The following is a 21403-nucleotide window of genomic DNA, read 5'->3' as shown; positions in this document are numbered from 1 at the left end:
CATATTTTGCCTCTAAATAATAAATTCCCCTTCTATATTCAGCTCAAATTATATAGAAGGGGAGATTATTAAATATTATTTACAGACTAGGTGTCTTTACATTTAAAACTACAAACTCTTCATCTTGGTCTGCCTTAAGTGACATCTCTGTATTAGCAGGACACGGAATAATATCCTTAGCCTCTACTACTTTAGCCTCATCTCCAATCTGTAATCTTCCTTTACCTTCTACAATATAGAAGAAAACATCAACTGGAACCGAATGTTCAGGCACTACATCACCAGGATTCAAAACTAAGTTCATTATTTGAGCATGCTCATGCTTCAAGATCTTTTTAGCCGTAACCCCCCTCTTATTAGTTCTACCTTCAATCTCATTCATCTTAATAATTTCCATAATTAATCTCCTCCTTTAGAATTTATAGGTCTTTATTTTAAATTTAATCCTAACCAAATAAAATTAATTATCTCTTCCTTAACATCTTTTAAATTATAATCTAATTCACTAGTCTTTGTCTTAGTTACCATACCACGAATAGTATGGAAAATAGCATTGGCGATTAATTCTGAATTAACCTCTCTAATTTCCCCTACTTCCACAGCAACTTCTATTATTTCTCCTAATAACTCTGGTAATTCATTCATAAAGTTATCAATCGCTTCTAATCCATACTTTCTTGGCTGACTCATTTCTTGTACTAAAACTGTAGCTACATCTGGATTAGCTTCTAACTTATTAAAATGGAGGTCTAAAAAGGTATTTAATTTTTCCTTTAATGAACTCTCATCTTCTTTCACCCTCGTTAATATCTTAATCCTCTTATCAAGTTCCACTGCAAATATATGGTTTAAAATATCCTGCTTATTATTGAAATAATTATAGATAGTACCAACAGCAATTCCAGCCTCATCAGCAATCATCTTAATTGTTGTATTGTAGTAACCTTCATCTGCGATAATCTTAATTGCACTTTGTCGGATTAATTCTTTTTTGTTCACTAGTATCCCTCCTAGTTAATTTATGAATAAATAAATTAATGAATGAATGTTCATTCACTGGTGTTTAAAAAAATACTGTAACTTAATAATAATCTAATAAGCTTAAAACTTCTATGATATAAATCACAAAACTAACTTCAATTCTATTCCTAATCTTATTTTGCATATTTTAATTTAAGATATGCAAAATTAATTATAAAAAATAAGAATCCAGGTTAACCTGGATTCTTATTAAGAAGAACTCTATTCAATTCTCCTAACTTATAATTTAAACTCGCTAACTATTTCTTTTAGTTTTTGAGCCATATTAGCTAATTCCTGTGAAGAATGAGTTATCTCATTAGACATATTCTGAATATCTGTCGTAGCCCCCTTCACTTCTTCACTACTTTGAGCTAAAGTTTGAGTAGCTCCTGCTGTCTGTTGAATTTGGGCAGCTGTTTCTTCACTGGCTTCTTGAATCTCTTTAAAGACTTCACCGGCTTCTTCAGTTACTTCTTGACCCTCCTGCACTTTACTCTTTACTTCCTGAATAGCCTTAAGACCAGTATCAGATTTCTGCTGAGTTTCTCGAATTAAATTAGCAATTCTCTCAGTGGCATCATTTGTCTCTTCTGCTAATGTTCTAATCTCTTCTGCTACTACTGCAAATCCTTTTCCAGCTTCCCCAGCTCTTGCCGCTTCAATAGCAGCATTTAACGCCAATAGATTAGTCTGTTCTGCAATGTCAGTAATTAATTCTACTATTTCACCGATCTCTTTAGAGTTACTATCTAAATCATTAATGACTTCTACTGAGCTATTAACTGCTTGACTAATCTCTCTCATGCTCGCTAATGTATTTTCAATATTCTCATTCCCTACTTCTGTCTTTGAACTAGACTCCTGAGCATAGCTTGTTACCTCTTCAGCACTAGCTGAAATCTGTTGAATATTTGCTGTCATCTCTTCTACCAAATCATTAGTCATATCTATTGTAGCATCACCTTCTTGAGCCGAAGCCGATAACTCTTCACTATAAGCTGCTAAATCCTCAGCAGTACTTAATAAATCAGCTATAACTTGCTTAAAGTTACTTATCATTTCATTAAAAGCATTAGCTAATTGACCGACCTCATCATTAGTTCTAACCTCTGTTATTTCAGCATTTAAATTACCATCAGCTACTTCTCTAACTGTTTCTGTTGTTTTAACTATCGGTTTAGCTAATAAATTACCTAAATACCAAGCTACAAGAACTGCTACTATAGTACCTAATACTATTATCCCAATTAAAAAATAACTTAAACTAGATATTTCTTGTAAAGCTTCATCTGCTGAAACAGAAACTCCTAAAATATTACCGTTCGTTAAATGAGCATAACCCATAATTTTTTCTTGACCTTTTAGTTGATACTCTATAACATCAAAATTCTTCTGACTCATTTGTTTAGTTATGAATTTAAGCTTACCATTATCAATATTAGCCAGATTATCTTTCTGAGAAAAATCTTTATGAATCAAAAAGTCATAAGTATCATTTAATAAGAATGCATACCCACTATTGTAAACTTTCATATCTAAAATAATGTTCTTAATTTCCTCTGCTTTAATATCCATTCCTACTACACCCACTAATTGTCCATCACTATATACAGGTTTCTTATAAGAAATTAACATCTCTCCTGTTTCCTTATCCTTATATAAATCACTCCAAACACCACTCTTACTCTTAACCACTTCATCATACCATTCTAAATTCTCATTTACAATTAAATCAGCATTTTTTTGCTTATTATTTGAGGTTGCTGAAGCTACTGTATCTACTTCCTCAGTCTGCTCCGATGAACTTTCATTCTTCGAATAATAAATTTTATATACCTCTCCACCTGTTATTTTTGCATCTAAATAAAAGTATGTATGTACTGCTTTTTTATCATTCATGGTAAAGCTCTTAATAACCGGATCAATTAATTCTTTATATTGACTCATATAACTAGAATTCGATAATAATTTATTATAATCTAATGTACTCCTAATAGTAGTTGCCAATCCATCTACATTATTCTCAACATTAATAATCGTATTATTAAATTCATTAGCAAGACTTTCTGTCATAAAATGAATCTTATCTTCTATCAAACTCTTAGCTAATTTAGTACTCTTGAAAATACTTACACCACCTACTAATAAGGCAATAAATACTGAACAAGCAGTAATTGCAATAATAATCTTTGAACTTATCTTCTTCATTGTGACTCCCCCTTCGTATTGACAAAAAATAGATATTTAATCTAATAATCCCTTATCTACATATTTCGACTAATATTGGTGTTCTCCTTCTTTTTTATTAATTTTTTAAAACTGATTTTACTCCTCTTATTACCTCACTCACAATTTATTTTAAATACAAAAAAAGCTATATATCAGTCTTTAAACCGACATATAGCTTCATTAATAGTTAATATCAAATTATATATTCCTCTCTCTATATAAGAAGACATCTTAATTAAACATCAACACAACCTCATGCTGTTTTTCTACAATCTTGTCCTTGTTCTAAGGCACCTACCTCACCAGCTTTAACTAAAGCTATTTTAGATAAAATAGGCCCAAATAAAGCTGAAATCATCACTGAAGTTAAAAGGATATTCAAAATAAGATTACTAGCCTGAGGATATGCTTGTTGGGCTATGATGACTAAACCCACTGCTACTCCAGCTTGTGGCATCAAACCCATGCCAAGATACTTCTTAACTTGACTAGAGGCTCCTCCTAACTCGCCACCTATTCTTACTCCTAGCATCTTGCCCGCTACCCTTGCTAAAGCATACGCTAAACCGATACCACCGATTTCAACCAAGCGATGTAATTCAAATCTAGCTCCAGCCAAAGCAAAGAAGACAATAAAGATAGGAACTTCTATCCCTTCAGTAACATCAAATACCTTCTTATAACGAGAAGATATATTTCTAACCATGACTCCAGAAACCATATTAGTTAATATAGGAGAAAATTCAAATAAAGTCGCTAAACCACTAGCCAAAAATACACTGCCAAGCACTAAAGCCAATAAACTCTTTTCACTATTCATTCGATTACTGAAATAACTAAGAATATAGCCCATTATTGACCCTAAAATAATTGATCCTACAATTTCTATCATTGGTGTTTTAATCATAGTCAAAATTGAAGTATTTGCTGAACCACTAGCCATTGTCTTAACAATAGCTGAGATTATTCCAAAAGAAATAACTCCAAATACATCATCTAGTGCCACGATCCCTAATAAACTGTTCGTTAAAGGGCCAGACGCCTTACTTTCTTTAATTACAGCTACTGTAGCTGCCGGTGCTGTTGCTGCAGCTAAACCACCGAGTAATAACGATAAAGCAAATTGATGCAAGAAGAACATCATTACTACTGTTACCACAGCTATTGCCCCTAAAACTTCAAAAAGCCCCATAAATATAACTGCTTTCCCTAACTTCTTCACTGACTCTAAACTTAATTCTCCACCTATTACTAAAGCAATGATTCCTAATGCAATCCCATTAATAGGATGTAATTGCTTAACCATTTCGTGACTCATTACTTTAGAAATAGAAGGACCTAATAGTAGCCCAGCAATTAAATATCCTGGTACGGCTGGTAATTTAAGTTTATTAGCTAATCTTCCTAATGCTAGACTTAATAGTAGAATTACTCCTAAAATCAAAATTAAATTTACTTCCAATTATATTCCCTCCACTTTTTACAATTTTATATTCTGTTATTCGCAAGCTTCTGGCACTTTAGTTAAACCTTTAAGCCTGGATAAAGGTAGTGTAAAGACTAATGCAGTATGTGGTTTACTAAGATCACCCACTACATTTTCTACAACCGCTATTGCTTTTTCTAAAGTCTCATCTTCCATGATAATAGTAAATGCAGTCTTGTTGTACTTTTTATTTCCTTCCGCCATTCTCATAACCCGACCAAAGATCGAAATATCCTCAGTTAATAAATGACCAGTTCCCATACTATCAAGAACCGTGATTCCATGTAAGCCTATCTCTTTGAATCCTTCTAAAATTCTGTCTAAATCATCATTATTTTCTATAACCATCACTAATAACTCCATCTTACTCCTCCTTTCATAATATCTATAGTTCAATTGTTTAAAACTTAATTTTTATTATATCACATTTAACTATCATAGTTCAACCAATAATCTCCAAATCCAATTATAAATAAAAGTACACCTAATTTTATCAAGTATGCAATAATTTAACTATTATATGAAATTATCTCTTAACTATTCTCTGTTTTTCAAATCCATACCAAAATCAAGAGTAGCCATTCTAATATCGCCATTTCCATCTACTAATAAAAGTAGTCTTTCTGTCAAGTATACTCACCCTTTCCGTATTAGAATAATAGAGTAATCAGACCTGTAATCATAAATAATTGACTAATAAAAATTAAACAACCGACCAATAATGCTTTAGGCCCTTGGTCAGTTAAAGCAGAAACCTTAATCCTAAGACCAATTCCGGCCATAGCTATAGTTAATAGTATCTTGCTTAAAGTCTTTAAGTAACTTATCATTTCAATAGGTAACAGATGTAAAGTCCCTACAATACTCAAAATGAAAAAGCCAATAATAAAAGCTGGAATTTTCACTTTACCTTGAGAAACCTCATCATTTGGACCAATAAATATATTTAAACCTAACACAATTGGTCCTAACATTAAAATTCTGCCCATCTTCACAACAGTAGCTAGCCTACCAACTACATCACTTATAGAAAAACCAGCTGCTACTACTTGCCCAGTAGCCTGCAAAGTACTACCAACCATTAGCCCACTAATTGTATCATTAAGGTGTAAAGCATAAGTTAGTCCTGGTAAGATAAAGATTCCTAAAGTCCCTAATAAATTAACTACACTAATAGAAAGACCAATTTCCTCTTCATTTTTACTTACAACTGGAGCCACCGCTGCAATGGCAGAAGAACCACAAATTCCGTTACCTACTCCTAATAAAATACTGAATGACTTAGATAATCCTAACAATCTACCAATTAGATAGCCAAGCCCAATAGTACTTAAAACCATAGTAACAATAACCAAGATCGAAGAGAAACCTAGTTGAGATAAAATATTCAATTCTAACTTTAAACCCATTAGCATAATCGCCATAGCTAAAATCTTCTTTTCTACAAACCTAATTCCAGCTTCGTAATTTCCTCCTATACTGAAGATATTACTAACTAAAAAACCTACAATTATCGCTAATGTAACTCCTCCTAAATGAGGAATCCAGTTAGACAAATATCTGCTCCCGATTCCTATAATGATTGTAAGGACTAAACCTGCCCCTTTATCTTTAAAAAAATTCATCTATTCTCCCCCCTTATTCTCTAACTATCTCTGCAACCAAATATAGTTTTAATCTCCATATACTTCTTATTTACTATTCTAACATTTAGCCTTGTATTAGTAAAATAATATGATATTATTATATATATAATTAATTACTTATATAAAGAGTATGGAGGGAGCCTCATGAACTTAAGGCAACTTAAAATTTTTATGAAAGTCTGTGAAATCGGTAGTATGTCGGGTGCTGCTAAAGAATTGTATATGACCCAACCAGCTATTAGCCAAACTATTATTGAGCTTGAAGAAAATTTAGAAGTTAAACTCTTTGAACGCATTAAGAAAAAGTTAATCTTAACTCATCCTGGTAGAATACTTTTAAATTATAGTAGGCGAATCCTAATACTTACAGAAGAAGCCGAAAATACAATAACTGATATTGCTAAGATGAATCAAGGTAGACTGCGTATTGGAGCTAGCATGACTATCGGAACTTACTTGCTACCAAAAATAATCAAGGATTTCCAAACAAAATATCAAAATATTGAACTACCTTTTATCATTGATAATACAAGTGTAATAGAAGAAATGATCCTTAATAATAAGATCGACCTTGCTTTAGTAGAAGGTCCTATTAAAAGTACTGAAATTACTATTAAACCTTTCTTCGATGATCAAATGATTATAATCTGCTCTCCCCAGCATAAATGGGCAAAGAGAGAATTGATTGAACCATCTGAAATTGAGGAAGAAAAATTTATTACTCGTGAAAAAGGAAGTGGAACTAGAGAAGTTATTGAGAATACCTTGGTTAAATTTAATCTATCTTACCAGCCAAAGTATATCCTCAATAATATAGAAGCAATTAAGAAGTCAGTAGAAGCTAATATAGGAATTTCTATTTTACCAGAAATAGCTGTCAAAAAAGAGATGGAAGAAGATAAAATTGTAAAGGTATCTATTGAAAAGATAGACTTCACAAGAAAGTTTCAACTTATTTATCATCGAGATAAATACCATTCAAACCTGTTTAATGAATTTGTAAATCATATGTTTAGTTAAAATTCATTATCCAATATTCTTAAAAAGATGTCTACTACTTTAGGAGAAAACTCAGTTCCTTTATTATCTTTAATCTCCTGAATAGCTTCATCTCTTGTTAATGGACCTCGATAAGCTCTTTTCGAAGTCATCGCATCCCAAGCATCAGCCACAGTTAATACCTGTGAGATTAATGGAATTTCTTCACCTTTTAATCCTTCCGGATAACCTTTTCCATCCCAACGTTCATGATGATATAATACGTATTCCCCAACCTCTTTTAAGAACTCAGAATCTTTCAAGCTTAAATAACCCCAATAAGGATGATTTTTAACCTTTTCATACTCTTCTTCGGTTAAAGATCCGTTTTTATTTAATATTTCTAACGGAACTAATAATTTCCCGATATCATGTAACATCCCTGCCCAATAAGTATCATCAATCTCTTCATCAGAAAGCTCCATTTTTCTTGCTATTTTTGCTCCTAACTCAGCAACATTCTTTGAATGTCCTTTAGTATAGACATCATGTATCTCTAAAACATTCGTAAGCGAAGTAATAAACTCTTTATTAAACTCACCTCTAATTCGATTATATCGTTGCCAATAAAAGAACGCCGAAGCTAAATTACTAAATGACTTAAGAAACTTCTTAGCTTTATTATCAAAAGACTTACTACTACCTTCAGCTATAGCAAAAGTCATCTTTCCTGCCACATTTGAATTTATAATTATATCTATACAGATAACTTCTTTGCTTGGTTTTAGAGCTGTTCTTAAAATAGACCTATCTTCTTTAGAAATTTTTCTTGAATTAACTAATATACACTCCTCTAAATGATAGATCCCCTCATGGTCACAGTTAAGAAGCAACTCTTCATTAATCTCTAATTCCCTTAATAAAGAAGCATCATGACCAATGGCATCTACAAACAGACATTTGCCATCTTTAAAAAGACAGACTCTACCATAATCGACCTCAGGAATTATATCTGCAGCAACCTCCAGTAATTTTGATAAAAATTCTTCTTCTTGATAAAGGTCCGTAGTTAGACTAGAAATTATCTCTATCATATTAATAAAACGTTCATTTAACACACTTACTTCCTTAAGTGAGTCTTCAAGTTCTTCATTTAAAAAAGTAATCTCCTGACTATAAGATTTCAGTTGTTGATAGCTAGCACTTATTTCACTGACCATATCCGTATAACTCTTTCCAATTTGATCTATCTCTTTAATTTCACTTTCTTCTATTTTTGCTTCGACTTCTTCCTCAGGATTAAATGAATTCATCTTCATCGATATTTGATTAATGGGATTAATAAAATTAGTTTCAAGCAAACTACTTAAGTTTCTTTTTAATAGATATAATGTCGCCATAACCATTAAAAATAATAGTGAAAAAATAGCCAAGATATTTTTAAACCGTAAATATGTAACTTCCATTTTAATATATTGCGCACCATAGTCGGTATTCCAACCAGAATAATAAGCTGTTTCAAAGAAAGAATCATTTTTTGCAATTAATCTATTTTTATTCAAAGCTTCTCTTAAAACATCCTTCTCTTTTTCTGTTAACTTAATACTTTCTTTAAATAATGGATGGAAAGCATAAGAGAACCAATATATATCTGCCTCATAACCATTGGCAAAACGTTGTAGTTTGCCTTTTATTAGTTGGTCATAATTTTTAAATCTAACTCCTATTTCAAGAATACTATTATCAGATAATCTTACATAAGAATACAACCTAAGCCTACCTGTACTATTCTCCCTATCAAATGGTAATAACAATACTTCTCCAACTTTTAACTGTTTTATTCTATCCCAAAGCCCTCCGAACTTTGAAAGATTCAAACCTAAATCGACTTCATAATCTGTCTTAGTAATTATCCCTTGTGAATTAATTAAATAATAATTTACCTTATCTAATTCTATACCTTGACTATTTATTGACTTTATGTTTTGCTTAACATCTCTTATCTCCTTTTTAAAATCACTAACATTGTTAATCTTATTATAACTATTATAAAATTCCATTAACTGCTTTTTTAATGCTCCATTATACTTTCTTTCAATTTTAGTAACTTGACCCGTTAAATTATTAATAAAATACTTCATCGAACTTCTAATTGCTTGCTTTTCTCTTTGGTATTCAATATTATAAAAAGTATAAAAGACAAATCCAGACACAGTTAGTAAAACAATTAAAAGGCTAATAAAGATTATATTAAATTTTTTATTAATAAATTCTTCTAAAGATAGCTTACTCATTAAATCTCATCCCCTATTTTAATCTCCATTACTATTCTCAGTCATTCTTCACTTTAATAAGTTCTAATTTATAAATAATGACAAACTAATTACAAAATAAAATTTTTAATGTTAAAATTCTCACTTACATCTTCATTATATCAATTTTTAGACAAATCATCAATTTTTTATGCATAATAATAAAAAATCCCCAAAAACATCATCTATATTGAATGTTTCTGGGGATCACAATTTATCTTAATGAGTAATCAAACTATATAGAAGCAAAATGATATTTTATTTCCTGGTAAATATTACAAATTAACTTTGTTTTATCTTCTCGGCAATGCTTACTCCAAATTCATAACACTCTTTTAATTGTTCTTTATCAGGAACATACTTGACCTCTAGCGGTTCATCAATTAATTCAATCTTAGCTCCTTCTAATCTATCAGCAATCCTTTTTGCTGCGCCTCCACGCCAACCATAAGAACCAAATGAGGCACCTAACTTATTCTTAAATCTTAAACCTTCTAACTCTTCTAATAAAGGAGTTAACTCAGGAATCATAACATTATTAATAGTAGGAGAACCAACAATAATTGCTTTAGCATCAAGAAATTCTTTAATTATATCATTCTTATCAGCATCAGATTTGCGATAAAACTGAACTTCTATGCCTTGGTCTATTAAACCATCAGCAATCTTTTTAGCCATCAACTCTGTACTATCCCACATAGTTTCATAAATAACCAAAGCTTTCTCTTTAGCCTTACCTTCTGCCCATTCTAAGTATTTCTGAATTATCTTATTTGGATCTTCTCGCCAAATTATACCATGAGAAGGTGCAATCATATCTATCTCAATATCCATTTCTTGTACTTCTTTTAATTTCTTAAGCAGAATACTACTAAATGGAGTCAAGATATTTGCAAAGTATTTTTTAGCTTCATCCATCATCAGACAGTCATCAACCTGGTCATCAAATAATTGGGAAGTACAATAATGCATTCCAAAAGCATCATTAGGTAGTAATAATTTATCTTCTGGAATATATGTAAACATGCTATCAGGCCAATGTAACATAGAAGCATCTACAAAAGCTAGGTTCCGCTCTCCTATATTAATAGTATCTCCAGTACTAACCACTTCAAAGTTATATCCACTACCATAATGTTCAATAATCCCTTCTTTACCCTTAGCTGAACAAACTACTGTAACATCATCTCTTAGTCTTTCCATCGTTCTAGGAAAACTAGAAGAATGATCTGGCTCTACATGATTAACAATATAATAATCAATATCTTTGAAATCAACTACCTCTTCTATATGTTCAAAGAACCTATCTATAAAAGGCTTGTACACACCATCTACTAATACATTCTTTTCATCTTTAATCAAATAACTATTATAGGTTGTACCTTGTTTCGTACTATAAGCAGGTCCATGAAACGAGTTAATATTCCAATCTCTTGCCCCAACCCAATAAACATCTTCTTTAACTTGAAAAATAGACATATTATCCCTCCATAACTTATTATCTTAAGATTAGTTTAACCTAATATTTTCGTATTATGTGACTGCTTCCAAACTGTATTAGCTATCTACCCCTAAAAACATATGAAGTTTCTACCTTTTAATCTACTTTTCTAGAAATTTCACCTCCTTGTTCATTTTTTGCAATGTGAATATCAACTACTACATTCATTCCTGGTCTAAAGATATATCCTTCTTTATCTACAGTTATTTTTACCGGAATTCTTTGTACCACTTTAGTATAATCTCCACTAGTATTAGTACTTGGAAATAAATTAAAATTAGAATTTGCCGCTTTTCCTATCCGTACTACTTGACCGCTAAAAACATTATCTGGATAAGCATCAACATAAACATCAACCTTCTGTCCTACTTTCACTTTATGAATATCTGTTTCTTCAACATTAGACTCTACCCAAGTATCCTTTAAATTAGCTATTGCATAAATAGGCTGCCCAGGAGAAGTAAAGCTACCTGGTTCTAAATACTTCTTAATTATTGTTCCATTCATAGGAGTTTTAACAGTAGTATCATTCAGTTTGTCTTTTATTGAATTGATCTTCTTTTTAGCTTCCTGCAACTGATTCTTTAGTGTAACTAATTCTTGTTCCTTAATCTGTATCTTCATTACTTCTGCTTTAGCTAAATTAAGATTAGCTCTTGCTGCTTCTAATTTATTTTTAGCTATATTTACTTTTTCTTTTCTAGTCCCTTTTTGTAAAAGTTCTAATTTCTTGGCAACACTTTTTTGTTGAGCTAAAGCTTTTTTATATTCAGTAGTAACGTTCTCTAATTGGTCCTGTGTTGCTACTCCTTTTTGATGTAAATTTTTAACTTGTTCCAAGTCACTCTTCACCTTTTGTAACACTGCTTTGGCTTTAGATAAAGCCGCTTCCATCTGTTCAACTTCTTCTTTTCTTGGCCCTTTTTCAAGAAGAGTTAAACTTTGTTGAACTTCATCAACTTTAGCCCGAGCTTGATTTAACTTTTCTGCATGTACTTTTCTCTGTAATTTAATATTCAATTTTAATTGAGGAACCTTCGACTTTAAAGTTTTATAGTGTGCCTGAGCTTGATGTAAGGTATTCAAAAGTTCGGTTTGGTCTAGTTTTGCTACTACTTCTCCAGCCTTAACCTGATCATTCTCCTCTTTTAACATTTTGCTTATTTTCGCAGGCATCTCAGCACTAATCTTAACTTGAGTAGCATTAATCTTACTATTCTCTACACTAACTATCGTACTCTGGTGCACCCACCATCGATAACCAAAGATACCACCTAATACAATAAATATCCCAATCAGTATAAAAAATATTTTAAATCTATTTTTAGTTGCTGGTTGAGATTGCTCTACATTTCCTTCCATAAATCATAATTCCTCCTTTAATTTTTATCTGGGTGTTTTTCTATGAATAAAGCTGGAATTAAACCTAAACTACAAAAAACTGCTACAAGTAAAAATGTGTCTCCAAATGCATTAGCCATAGCTTGTTTTGAAATATTACCATATAACATCACTAATGCTTTTTGTTGTAAATGCTCAACAGCATTACCGTTAACTAAAATACCATGCTGTAATTTATTAAGTGTCTGACTGACTATTGCTTCTCCTTGCTTTAAACCATTAGCTAATTTATTAAAATGAAATATTCTTCTATGTTCTAACTGTGGAGATAAAATTGCTAACCCAAACGAACCAGCCACTCTAGTCACTAGACTTCTAGTTGCCGCCGCTTGTGCCATCTTCGGTTCAGAAATTGCATTTAATGCAGCGGTGGTAACCGGCATCATAGTTAACCCCAAACCAATCGCACGAATAATCATCCAAAACTGAATATACCAAGAAGAAACAACTAGATTTAAACCATGCAACTTATACATAGAAAATACCATCAATGAAATACCAGTCAGTGCCAAAGGACGAGCGCCAATCCTATCAAATAACCACCCAGCAATAGGCATCATTATTCCCGTAACAATTGCTATTGGCATCAATAAAAGTCCTGTTTGCAAAGCAGTATAACCTCTGATATTTTGTAAGTATAGTGGTAATAAGAAGATTCCACCATAAAGACCAATAGTTACAAAAAAGACCGATATCATACTAAACGTAAAATTCCTCTTCTTAAAGATTCTTAAATCTATTAAAGGTTCAGTAATATGTAATTCATTGATCACAAATAATATTAACATTAAAATACCTACAGCTAGAATTGCTAAAACATATGCTTCATCCCATCCCTTACTAGAAGCCTCGCTTAATGCATATAAGACAGAAGCAAAGCCAATAGAAGCAGTTATAAATCCAATAAAGTCAAACTTTTTAGACGGAATAATCTCAGTCTCTTTTAATAATATCCCAGCTAATACAACTCCTATAATTCCAATAGGGATATTAATAGTAAAGATAACACGCCAATTTAGATTCTGAACAATATAACCACCCAATGTTGGTCCAATAGCAGGCGCAGCCATTGCAGCGATACCCCAAATTCCTAGAGCCATCCCTCTTTCTTCTAATGGAAATACTTGATAAATAATTGTATTACTAATCGGCATAATCATCCCACCACCGATTGCCTGAATAATTCGAAAGAAGATCATTGATTCCCTACTCCAAGCCATTCCACATAAAGCCGAACCTATAGTAAAGACAATCAAACTAAATATATACATCCTCTTAGCACCAAAATTATTACTTAAATAACCAGTAATCGGTTGAATAACTCCCATAGACAATAAGTAAGCAGTCACTACCCAATCTATCTCTTCATAGGTAACTCCAAAAACTGACATCATTTCTGCTAATGCTATGTTAACAATACTAGTATCCAAAATCGCCATAAAAGCTCCAATTAAGACTACCCCTAAGACTATCCATTTATAAGCCCCATTCTCTTCTTCAGTCTTTTGCTCTATAGATTTTACGTCTTGCTTCGACATGTATTCCCTCCTCTCAACAAAAACAAAAATAAAGATTCAGATCAAAAGGTACTTTTTGATAATAAAAACACTTTTGTTCTGAATCAAATTAATATTTAACTTTAAACATTAATTAACTAAATCCATCCTTTTTCCTGCCAATAATTATATTCGGCTTCCCAATCTTCTTGATTAGCAACAACTGCTTCTTTTAACATTTCTCGCATCTGCTTGTGAAACTCTAATTGTTCTGGATACTCCTTCTCTTCCTCTATAGCCACAACTAATTGCTTACCTAAGTTATTTGCATCAGCAAGAACTTTCTCCTAAAAGTTGGTTTATTTTCTTTAAAGTATCCTTTAACTGTAAAGTCTCTGTTACATCCAATTTCTTAATAGCTTGATTAATATATTGGCATCTAAAGGTCATAATAGATTCTAATAGTTCTTCTCCTTTTTCAGTCAGATGTAAATTTATTACTCGTCTATCTTCTTTACTTCTACTTCTTTTTAATAGGTTATCATCTTCTAATTTATCTACTAAATTGGTAATTGAGCTACATGCTAAATGCATCTCCTTTTTCAATTCTCCCATAGTAATGTTTTCATATTTGGAAACTATAATTAGAACAAAGAATCTACTTTTATTCAAATTAAACTTAGAAAGATTATCCTTTGTTTCCTTATTAATTTTACTACTGATAGTCCTTAATAACATCTCTACTTCCTGTACCCCATCGTTCACTGGCAATCCTCCTTGATCTTTTTATAATTTTTATAACTGTTAAATAAACGATTTGATTAAAAAATAATTAATTTTTGTTAGGATTTCTCTTATTTAGATATTCTTTTATTTAGAAGTACTAATTATTATAATATAAATTATATATAATATCAAGACTCAGCTTTAAATTAATTCTACTTTAAAATACCTTCAACTCTTCATTGCAATATGTATTATTCCATAGAGAATAAATACTTATCATGCTTGCATATAATCCCTTATTAATTATATAATAAGATTGAAATCAGATGAATTTTGAAAGGAGAGGAATTATGGAAAAAATATTAGAAACTATTAAAGACCGAAGAAGTATCCGTAAATATAAAGATAAGGAGGTGCCAAAAGAGAAAATAAAAAAAGTTTTAGAAGCAGCTAACTGGGCTCCTTCTAATGGCAATAGTCAGCCTTGGTACTTTACTGTTACCAAAGGAGAACCTGTAAAAAAAGTCTGTAATATCTTCTATGATTTTGCCAAAAGCTATATTCCTGATGCCCCTTACATTCCTGAAGAAAAGAAACCAGCGATGTTAGAGTATGCTAAAAATTTTGGTGGAGCACCAGTACATATTACTATCTCTTATCAAACTTATGATGATGAAATAAAAACTGAAGAAGCATTAATGGCAGCTAGTGCTGCTATACAAAATTTAGCCTTAGCTGCTTTTGAAGAAGGTCTAGGCACAGTATGGATTGCTGGTCATGTTGCCCATGAAGCAGAAACAAAAGAAATCTTAAATATTCCTGATGATCAGAATATCGCTGGAATTATTCCGATTGGATATCCAGATATGGATCCACCTGCCCCACCTAGAGAAGACCCTAAGCTAACAGAAAAAGTAGAATGGTTAGGTTTTTAAATAAAAAGTATAAATAATGATAACAAATGAAACAATAAAGTTAGAATATCCTTTCACGATGTACAATCTTACTAATTTCTTTAATTAGACCAAAAACAAAAAGGATGATTAAGATGAACACATCAATTAAAAGACTAAAACTTATTGTAACTACTTTTATTCTAATATTTTTATTCATTACTATTACTGGATGTTCTAATAAACAGCAAGCTCAATTAATGCCTAAAGATGATAATCAGCTTAAGCAAAATATATCCACAAAAAAAGAAAATAATAATGGTTCACTCCAACAAAGTTATGATTTACAAAAAGATTATATTGCAAATCTCTTAGAAAAAGATCTTATTACTAAACGTCAAGCTGACTATATGTTAGAAAGACTGAATGCAGCAAAAAATTATTACGAAGCAATAGGAGATAACTGGTTGGAAAAAGAATATCAATTCCGTAAAGATGCTATCCAAAAACAGCTAGAAAGAGGCTTCATTACCAAAAAACAGGCAGATTATATGTTAACAAGGTTAAGTTTAATGAAGAATTATTATGAAGAAGGCAATACTAGGTTCAGAGGAATTTCTAATATGTATAATATGCATTATAGTATGATGGGACCTGGTATGTATAGTCCAATGATGGGACCTCAAATGATGCCTAACTCTAATTTCGGACCGGGTATGATGTATGATAATTCAGAATTTGATCCCAGAAGACGAGGAATGGGACCAAATATGATGAGATAAGAATAAGTTAAAAATAGATAACAAAATGGCTAACTTCTTAATTGTAAATTTTAAGAGGTTAGCCATTAAGCTATTCTATATAAGTCTATTGCATAATTATAAAATTCGGCTATGTGAAAATTATTCCATGATTTTATCTACTTTACTCAATACTTCATTATAAACATCTTTAAGCGGTAAACCAAACTCGTTAGCTATCTCTTTACATTCATCATATTCAGGTGCATACTTCAAAACTTCACCATCAGTTAAAGCAACTTTAAGAGTCATCTCCCCAAATTCAGTCTCTACCTTTATAAACTTTCTATCTAAAGCTGTGCCTTCAACTTCATATCGTCTAGTGCCTAAGGTAGTAGTTTCCCTAAATAGAATATCCTCAAATTTCTGATATTCATTTTGGTAACATAATATATTAACCTTGACGCCAGGACGATTCTTCTTCATCATAATATTAGTTAAATAGACATCTAAAGCCCCTTCTTTTAATAATAGAGGAACTAAATGAGAATAAACCTCTGGGTTCATATCATCTATGTTCGTTTCGATAATCATTAATTTTCTTTTTCTCTTCTTCTTACCTAAAACTACCCGTAAAAGGTTAGCGATTTCTAAGTCTTTATTACCTAAACCATAACCTATCTTCTCAACCGACATCTGAGGAAAAGTAGTAAAGTCTTGAGCTAAAGTCTTAATAATCGCTGCTCCAGTCGGTGTGACTAATTCACTCTTGATCCCTTTAGAATAAATAGGCACATCCTTCAGAATTTCTAAGGTAGCCGGTGCAGGCACTGGTATCTTTCCGTGAGCACACTTAGTAAAACCGGTACCTACATGTAAAGGTGACGAATAGATTTTATCGACTCCTAACTTATCTATACAGATAGCCGCACCAATGATATCTACAATTGAATCGACAGCACCTACTTCATGAAAATGAACCTTATCGATTGGTTTAGCATGAACCACAGCTTCTGCTTGGGCTACTAGCTTAAAAATGCGTCTGCTTAATTCTTTGACATCCTCATTTAATTCACTCTCATCTATTATCTTCTCAATATCATAAAGATTTCTATGTGCATGGTGGTGATTATGATTATCTTGAGAATGAGTATCATGATCTGCCAATATCACGTCAAAATTTATTCCTGTAATACCCTTCTTCTTATCTTCTTCAACTTTTATTTCATATCCATCAATATTTATCTTCTTTAACTCTTCCAAAAACTCATCTTCATCTACACCTAAATCTAATAAAGCACCAATAGTCATATCACCACTTATACCTGACAAAGAATCAAAATATAGTATTCGCTCCATCTAGCAACAAATCCTTTCCTATTTGCCATTTTTCCTAGCCTTCTCAATCTGTTTATTGATAGTATTAGCTAAATAACCAGCTCCAAAGCCATTATCAATATTAACCACACCAATCCCACTAGCACAGCTATTTAACATAGCTAACAGAGTCGCTAACCCTTCAAAGTGAGCACCATAACCAACACTAGTCGGCACCGCAATTACCGGTTTATCTACTAATCCACCAACTACACTGGCTAAAGCACCTTCCATCCCAGCAACAGTTATAATTATGTTTGCTTCTTCAAATTTATCACGTTGAGATAGAAGTCGATGAATGCCAGCAACTCCAACATCATAAAGACGTTCAACTGTATTCCCTATTACTTCCGCTGTAAGAGCTGCCTCTTCGGCGACAGGAATATCAGAAGTACCACCGGTTACAACTAGAATCTTACTCTTCGTCTTCTCAATCTCTTCATTCTTCACTATGATTATTCGGGCTTCTTCGTGGTATTCAACATCATCTGTTACTTCTCTTACCGCTTCATATACTTCCTTCTTTGCCCTCGTTGCTAAGATATTATTACCACGTTCCATCATCGTTGCTACTATTCCTTTAATATGCTCAATAGATTTACCTTCACAGTAGATTACTTCGGGATAACCATTACGAATACCTCGGTGATGATCAATCTTAGCATAACCTAAATCTTCAAAAGGTAGATCTTTTAACTTCTTCATAGCTTTGTCGGTCTCTAGAGTCCCATCTTTTACTTCATTTAAAATGGCTTTAATATCTTCATTTTTCAAGTTTAAGTCCTCCTTTATCTACTTCTTATCTTCTTCATTTAATACTTCATTCATACTACCTGTCCGATACCCTTCTAAGTCCATAGTGATGTAAGTATAACCAATCTCTTTGAATTTGTTAACTATATCCTCTCTTAAATTCAACAGTTGCTCAAAATCTTCAGATAGTATTTCAATTCGAGCTGTATTCTCATCATGATGTCGAACCCTTAACTGTTGCCAAGAGTATTGTCGTAAATAAGCCTCTGCTTGGTCAACCATCTCTAATTTATCAGCAGTAATCTCATCTCCATACGGGAAACGAGAAGAAAGACAAGCAAAAGCAGCTTTATTCCATGTAGGTAACCCTAACTCTTTTGAAACCTCACGAATATCATCTTTAGTAAAACCAGTCTCTTTTAAAGGACTTAACACTCCTAATTCTTTAGCTGCATCGGCTCCTGGACGATAATCGCTTATATCATCATAATTGGCACCATCAGCTACGTTAGCATAACCTTTTTCTTCAGCTACTTCTTTTAAAGATTTAAAAAACTCAAACTTACAATAATAACAACGTCGCGGTGGATTTTTTACAAAATCTTCGTTATCTAATTCTTCAGTATAAGTAACTAAGTGCTGAGCACCAATCTCTTTTGCTAGCTCTTTTGCTTCTTCTAATTGTTCTGCTGGATAAGTTTCGGCACTAGAAGTAACAGCTAATACCTTATCTCCCAACACATCATAAGCAACTTTAAGTAAGAAAGTGCTATCTACTCCACCAGAAAACCCGATAACTAAACTATCTAAATTAGCTAAATAATCTTGAAGTTCATTATATTTCTCTTTTACTGTCTTTGATAATTCGCTCATAATTATTACCTCCATTATTTATATTTTAGGTAACCATAGATATAATTAGATATAAAAACAAAAAACCATTTTATTTTTACTGAAAACTATAAAAATAACCTAAATATCTTTTGAATAGTTCACTTTTAAGTTTACTAATTAATATTGACATTTCTCTTACCCCTTTATTAACTTATTTAATATATACTATAATTACATTAATATATCCAAATATAATTAAATATCATGTAATCCAACCCTATATGTTAGGATAGTTGTCGTAAGGAATAAAATTTGTGTATAATAAAGTAACGACAATAAATCCTAAGGAGAATTAATATGCCCAAAAAAGTTTATCCCAAAGAATTAAAAGAATCTGTTTTTAAAAGACTTGCTCCACCAAATGCTGAAAAAGTACCTGATTTAGCAAAAGAATTAGACATACCTAGAAATACTCTTTATTCCTGGCGAAGTAAGGTTCTTAAAGAAAGCTCTGCTACTAGTAAAAGAGCGAGCAAATGGACTTCTAAAGATAAGTTTCAAGCTGTCTTAGAAACTGCCAGTCTTTCTGAATTGGAAACTTCTAAATACTGTCGAGAAAAAGGAATTCATCTTGAAGAATTAAAAAGCTGGGCTAAGCAATGTCAAAATGCTAATGATACTAAACTAGAAGATCCAAAAGAACTTAAAGATAACCTAAAAAATGAAAAACAGAAAAATAAAGAACTCCAGGAAGAACTAAGATATAAGGAAAAAGCTCTCGCTGAAACTGCAGCTTTACTGACACTTAGAAAAAAGTCAAATGCGATTTGGGGGGACCCCGAGGAAGACTGATCAGTGATTCAGATCGCATAAGAGCAGTAAAGCTGATCAATGAAGCAAGAGAAAATGGTGCAAGGTTAAAACCAGCCTGTAGAGAGCTTGGAATTAGCTCCCGCACCTACCAAAGGTGGACTAAAAACGGTGGGATCAAGAAAGATCAAAGACCAATGATTAAAAGAAAACCACCTAAAAACAAATTAACAAAATCAGAAAGAGAAGAAATTATTAGAGTATCTAACAGTAAAAAGTTTGCAGACCTACCACCATCAAAAATTGTACCTAAATTAGCTGATAAGGGTAAATATATTGCTTCGGAATCAACTTTTTATAGAATATTAGCTGAAGAAAAACTAAATACCCATAGGAGTAAATCTAAGGAGCCAGTAAAAAGAGAAATACCAACTCATATAGCTACTGCTCCCAATCAGGTGTGGACCTGGGATATAACTTGGCTCAATGCTTTTATCAAGGGTAAATTCTTTAAACTGTATTTAATTGTAGATATGTTTAGCAGACTAATAGTTGCTCATGAAGTCTGGGAAACAGAAAATGCTGAGTACTCTAAAAGATTAATTAGAAAAGCAACTCTTTTTCAAGGCATAGCAGCTAAAAAAGATAAACCGTTAGTATTACATTCTGATAACGGTAGCCCTATGAAAGCAGCAACATTTATGGCAACACTCGAAAAACTAGGAGTTCAAAGTTCATTTTCAAGACCAAGAGTAAGTAACGATAATCCCTATTCTGAGTCACTATTTAAGACAATGAAGTATAGACCTGTTTATCCAAATCAAGGCTTTAAAGACTTAAATGAATCCAGAAAATGGGTCTCTAAATTTGTTCACTGGTACAATCATGAGCATTTACATAGTGGAATTAATTTTATAACGCCCTACCAGAGACATTACGGGCTTGATATAAATATAATGAAAAAGCGTATTGAAACATATAAAAAAGCTAAAGCAGCTCATCCAGAAAGATGGTCAGGAAAAATTAGAGATTGGTCTCTTCCTGAATATGTAACATTAAACCCAATGGAAGAAGACAAAGTAGAAAAATATCTCAACCAGCAGAGTTCCTAACTGGAACTCTGAATGAAGAGTATTCAAAGAAATTTTTAATTAAATGCGACAACTTACTTGACAAACACCGTCCAATAGGATATAAT

The 21403-nt window shown here is 32.1% G+C and carries 20 protein-coding genes; 5 read left to right on the top strand and 15 right to left on the bottom strand.

Features of this window, described 5'->3' with window-relative positions:
• Positions 1–79: 79 nt before the first annotated feature.
• The 6 genes from BM077_RS07215 to BM077_RS07190 all read right to left on the bottom strand — a co-directional run bounded on the left by BM077_RS07215 (position 80) and on the right by BM077_RS07190 (position 6363).
• On the bottom strand, positions 80–397 hold the full coding sequence (locus BM077_RS07215; RefSeq protein WP_089749027.1) for a cupin domain-containing protein: 318 nt from the start codon (positions 395–397) through the stop codon (positions 80–82).
• Between the two features lie 32 nt (positions 398–429).
• Complete coding sequence (locus BM077_RS07210) at positions 430–999, bottom strand: TetR/AcrR family transcriptional regulator (protein ID WP_089749025.1); 570 nt, start codon at positions 997–999, stop codon at positions 430–432.
• Between the two features lie 261 nt (positions 1000–1260).
• Positions 1261–3231 (bottom strand): methyl-accepting chemotaxis protein, encoded by a 1971-nt coding sequence (locus BM077_RS07205; RefSeq protein ID WP_089749022.1) that lies wholly within the window; start codon positions 3229–3231, stop codon positions 1261–1263.
• A gap of 274 nt (positions 3232–3505) precedes the next feature.
• A complete protein-coding gene (locus BM077_RS07200) occupies positions 3506–4714 on the bottom strand; it encodes a cation:proton antiporter (RefSeq protein ID WP_089749019.1) in 1209 nt (402 codons plus the stop codon).
• 36 nt (positions 4715–4750) lie between these two features.
• Complete coding sequence (locus BM077_RS07195; protein ID WP_089749017.1) at positions 4751–5101, bottom strand: P-II family nitrogen regulator; 351 nt, start codon at positions 5099–5101, stop codon at positions 4751–4753.
• Positions 5102–5388: 287 nt separating this feature from the next.
• Positions 5389–6363: a YeiH family protein gene (locus BM077_RS07190; RefSeq protein ID WP_089749015.1), complete on the bottom strand. Its 975-nt coding sequence runs from the start codon at positions 6361–6363 to the stop codon at positions 5389–5391.
• Between the two features lie 165 nt (positions 6364–6528).
• Here BM077_RS07190 and BM077_RS07185 point away from each other — a divergent pair, with 165 nt between their 5' ends.
• Positions 6529–7404, top strand: a complete 876-nt coding sequence (locus BM077_RS07185; RefSeq protein WP_089749011.1) for a LysR family transcriptional regulator — start codon at positions 6529–6531, stop codon at positions 7402–7404.
• Here BM077_RS07185 and BM077_RS13870 read toward each other — a convergent pair.
• The 6 genes from BM077_RS13870 to BM077_RS07160 form a co-directional block, all read right to left on the bottom strand.
• Positions 7401–9656, bottom strand: coding sequence for an HD-GYP domain-containing protein (locus BM077_RS13870; protein ID WP_218124668.1), 2256 nt, complete (start codon positions 9654–9656; stop codon positions 7401–7403). The two genes, BM077_RS07185 and BM077_RS13870, sit on opposite strands and share 4 nt — an antisense overlap.
• Before the next feature lie 300 nt (positions 9657–9956).
• On the bottom strand, positions 9957–11153 hold the full coding sequence (locus tag BM077_RS07175; protein WP_089749009.1) for an FprA family A-type flavoprotein: 1197 nt from the start codon (positions 11151–11153) through the stop codon (positions 9957–9959).
• 118 nt (positions 11154–11271) lie between these two features.
• Complete coding sequence (locus BM077_RS07170; RefSeq protein ID WP_089749007.1) at positions 11272–12537, bottom strand: HlyD family secretion protein; 1266 nt, start codon at positions 12535–12537, stop codon at positions 11272–11274.
• 17 nt (positions 12538–12554) lie between these two features.
• Positions 12555–14114 carry a DHA2 family efflux MFS transporter permease subunit gene (locus BM077_RS07165; protein ID WP_089749005.1) on the bottom strand — a complete coding sequence of 520 codons (1560 nt, stop codon included), beginning with the start codon at positions 14112–14114 and terminating at the stop codon, positions 12555–12557.
• 116 nt (positions 14115–14230) lie between these two features.
• Positions 14231–14374 (bottom strand): hypothetical protein, encoded by a 144-nt coding sequence (locus tag BM077_RS13710; protein WP_177188345.1) that lies wholly within the window; start codon positions 14372–14374, stop codon positions 14231–14233.
• 28 nt (positions 14375–14402) lie between these two features.
• Positions 14403–14837 (bottom strand): MarR family winged helix-turn-helix transcriptional regulator, encoded by a 435-nt coding sequence (locus BM077_RS07160; protein WP_089749003.1) that lies wholly within the window; start codon positions 14835–14837, stop codon positions 14403–14405.
• A gap of 311 nt (positions 14838–15148) precedes the next feature.
• Between BM077_RS07160 and BM077_RS07155 the strand changes: the two genes are divergently transcribed.
• Together BM077_RS07155 and BM077_RS07150 are read left to right on the top strand one after the other, a co-directional pair.
• Complete coding sequence (locus BM077_RS07155) at positions 15149–15733, top strand: nitroreductase family protein (RefSeq protein WP_089749001.1); 585 nt, start codon at positions 15149–15151, stop codon at positions 15731–15733.
• A 113-nt stretch (positions 15734–15846) separates the two neighbouring features.
• The gene (locus tag BM077_RS07150) at positions 15847–16473 is read left to right on the top strand and encodes a hypothetical protein (RefSeq protein ID WP_089748999.1); all 627 of its coding nucleotides are present in this window, start codon (positions 15847–15849) and stop codon (positions 16471–16473) included.
• Between the two features lie 120 nt (positions 16474–16593).
• Here BM077_RS07150 and larC read toward each other — a convergent pair whose 3' ends face one another.
• From larC to larE, 3 genes are read right to left on the bottom strand one after another with little or no spacing between them, the layout of a single operon-like run.
• The gene (gene larC, locus BM077_RS07145) at positions 16594–17790 is read right to left on the bottom strand and encodes a nickel pincer cofactor biosynthesis protein LarC (RefSeq protein WP_089748997.1); all 1197 of its coding nucleotides are present in this window, start codon (positions 17788–17790) and stop codon (positions 16594–16596) included.
• An 18-nt stretch (positions 17791–17808) separates the two neighbouring features.
• Positions 17809–18582, bottom strand: coding sequence for a nickel pincer cofactor biosynthesis protein LarB (gene larB / locus BM077_RS07140; protein WP_089748995.1), 774 nt, complete (start codon positions 18580–18582; stop codon positions 17809–17811).
• A gap of 18 nt (positions 18583–18600) precedes the next feature.
• A complete protein-coding gene (larE, locus tag BM077_RS07135; RefSeq protein ID WP_218149524.1) occupies positions 18601–19434 on the bottom strand; it encodes an ATP-dependent sacrificial sulfur transferase LarE in 834 nt (277 codons plus the stop codon).
• Between the two features lie 318 nt (positions 19435–19752).
• On the opposite strand from larE, the gene BM077_RS07130 reads away from it, so the two are divergent.
• Positions 19753–20247: a transposase gene (locus BM077_RS07130; RefSeq protein WP_089748991.1), complete on the top strand. Its 495-nt coding sequence runs from the start codon at positions 19753–19755 to the stop codon at positions 20245–20247.
• Entirely contained in the window at positions 20223–21317 is a 1095-nt protein-coding gene (locus tag BM077_RS07125) for an IS3 family transposase (protein WP_089748989.1), read from the top strand. Before BM077_RS07130 ends, BM077_RS07125 begins: the two co-directional genes overlap by 25 nt.
• Positions 21318–21403 lie beyond the last annotated feature (86 nt).

Source organism: Candidatus Frackibacter sp. WG13, assembly GCF_900114655.1.
In the GTDB taxonomy this organism is placed as follows: Bacteria; Bacillota; Halanaerobiia; order Halobacteroidales; family Acetohalobiaceae; genus Frackibacter.
The sequence above is the reverse complement of the archived record's forward strand: the minus strand, read 5'-3'. Positions and strand labels throughout refer to the sequence as shown.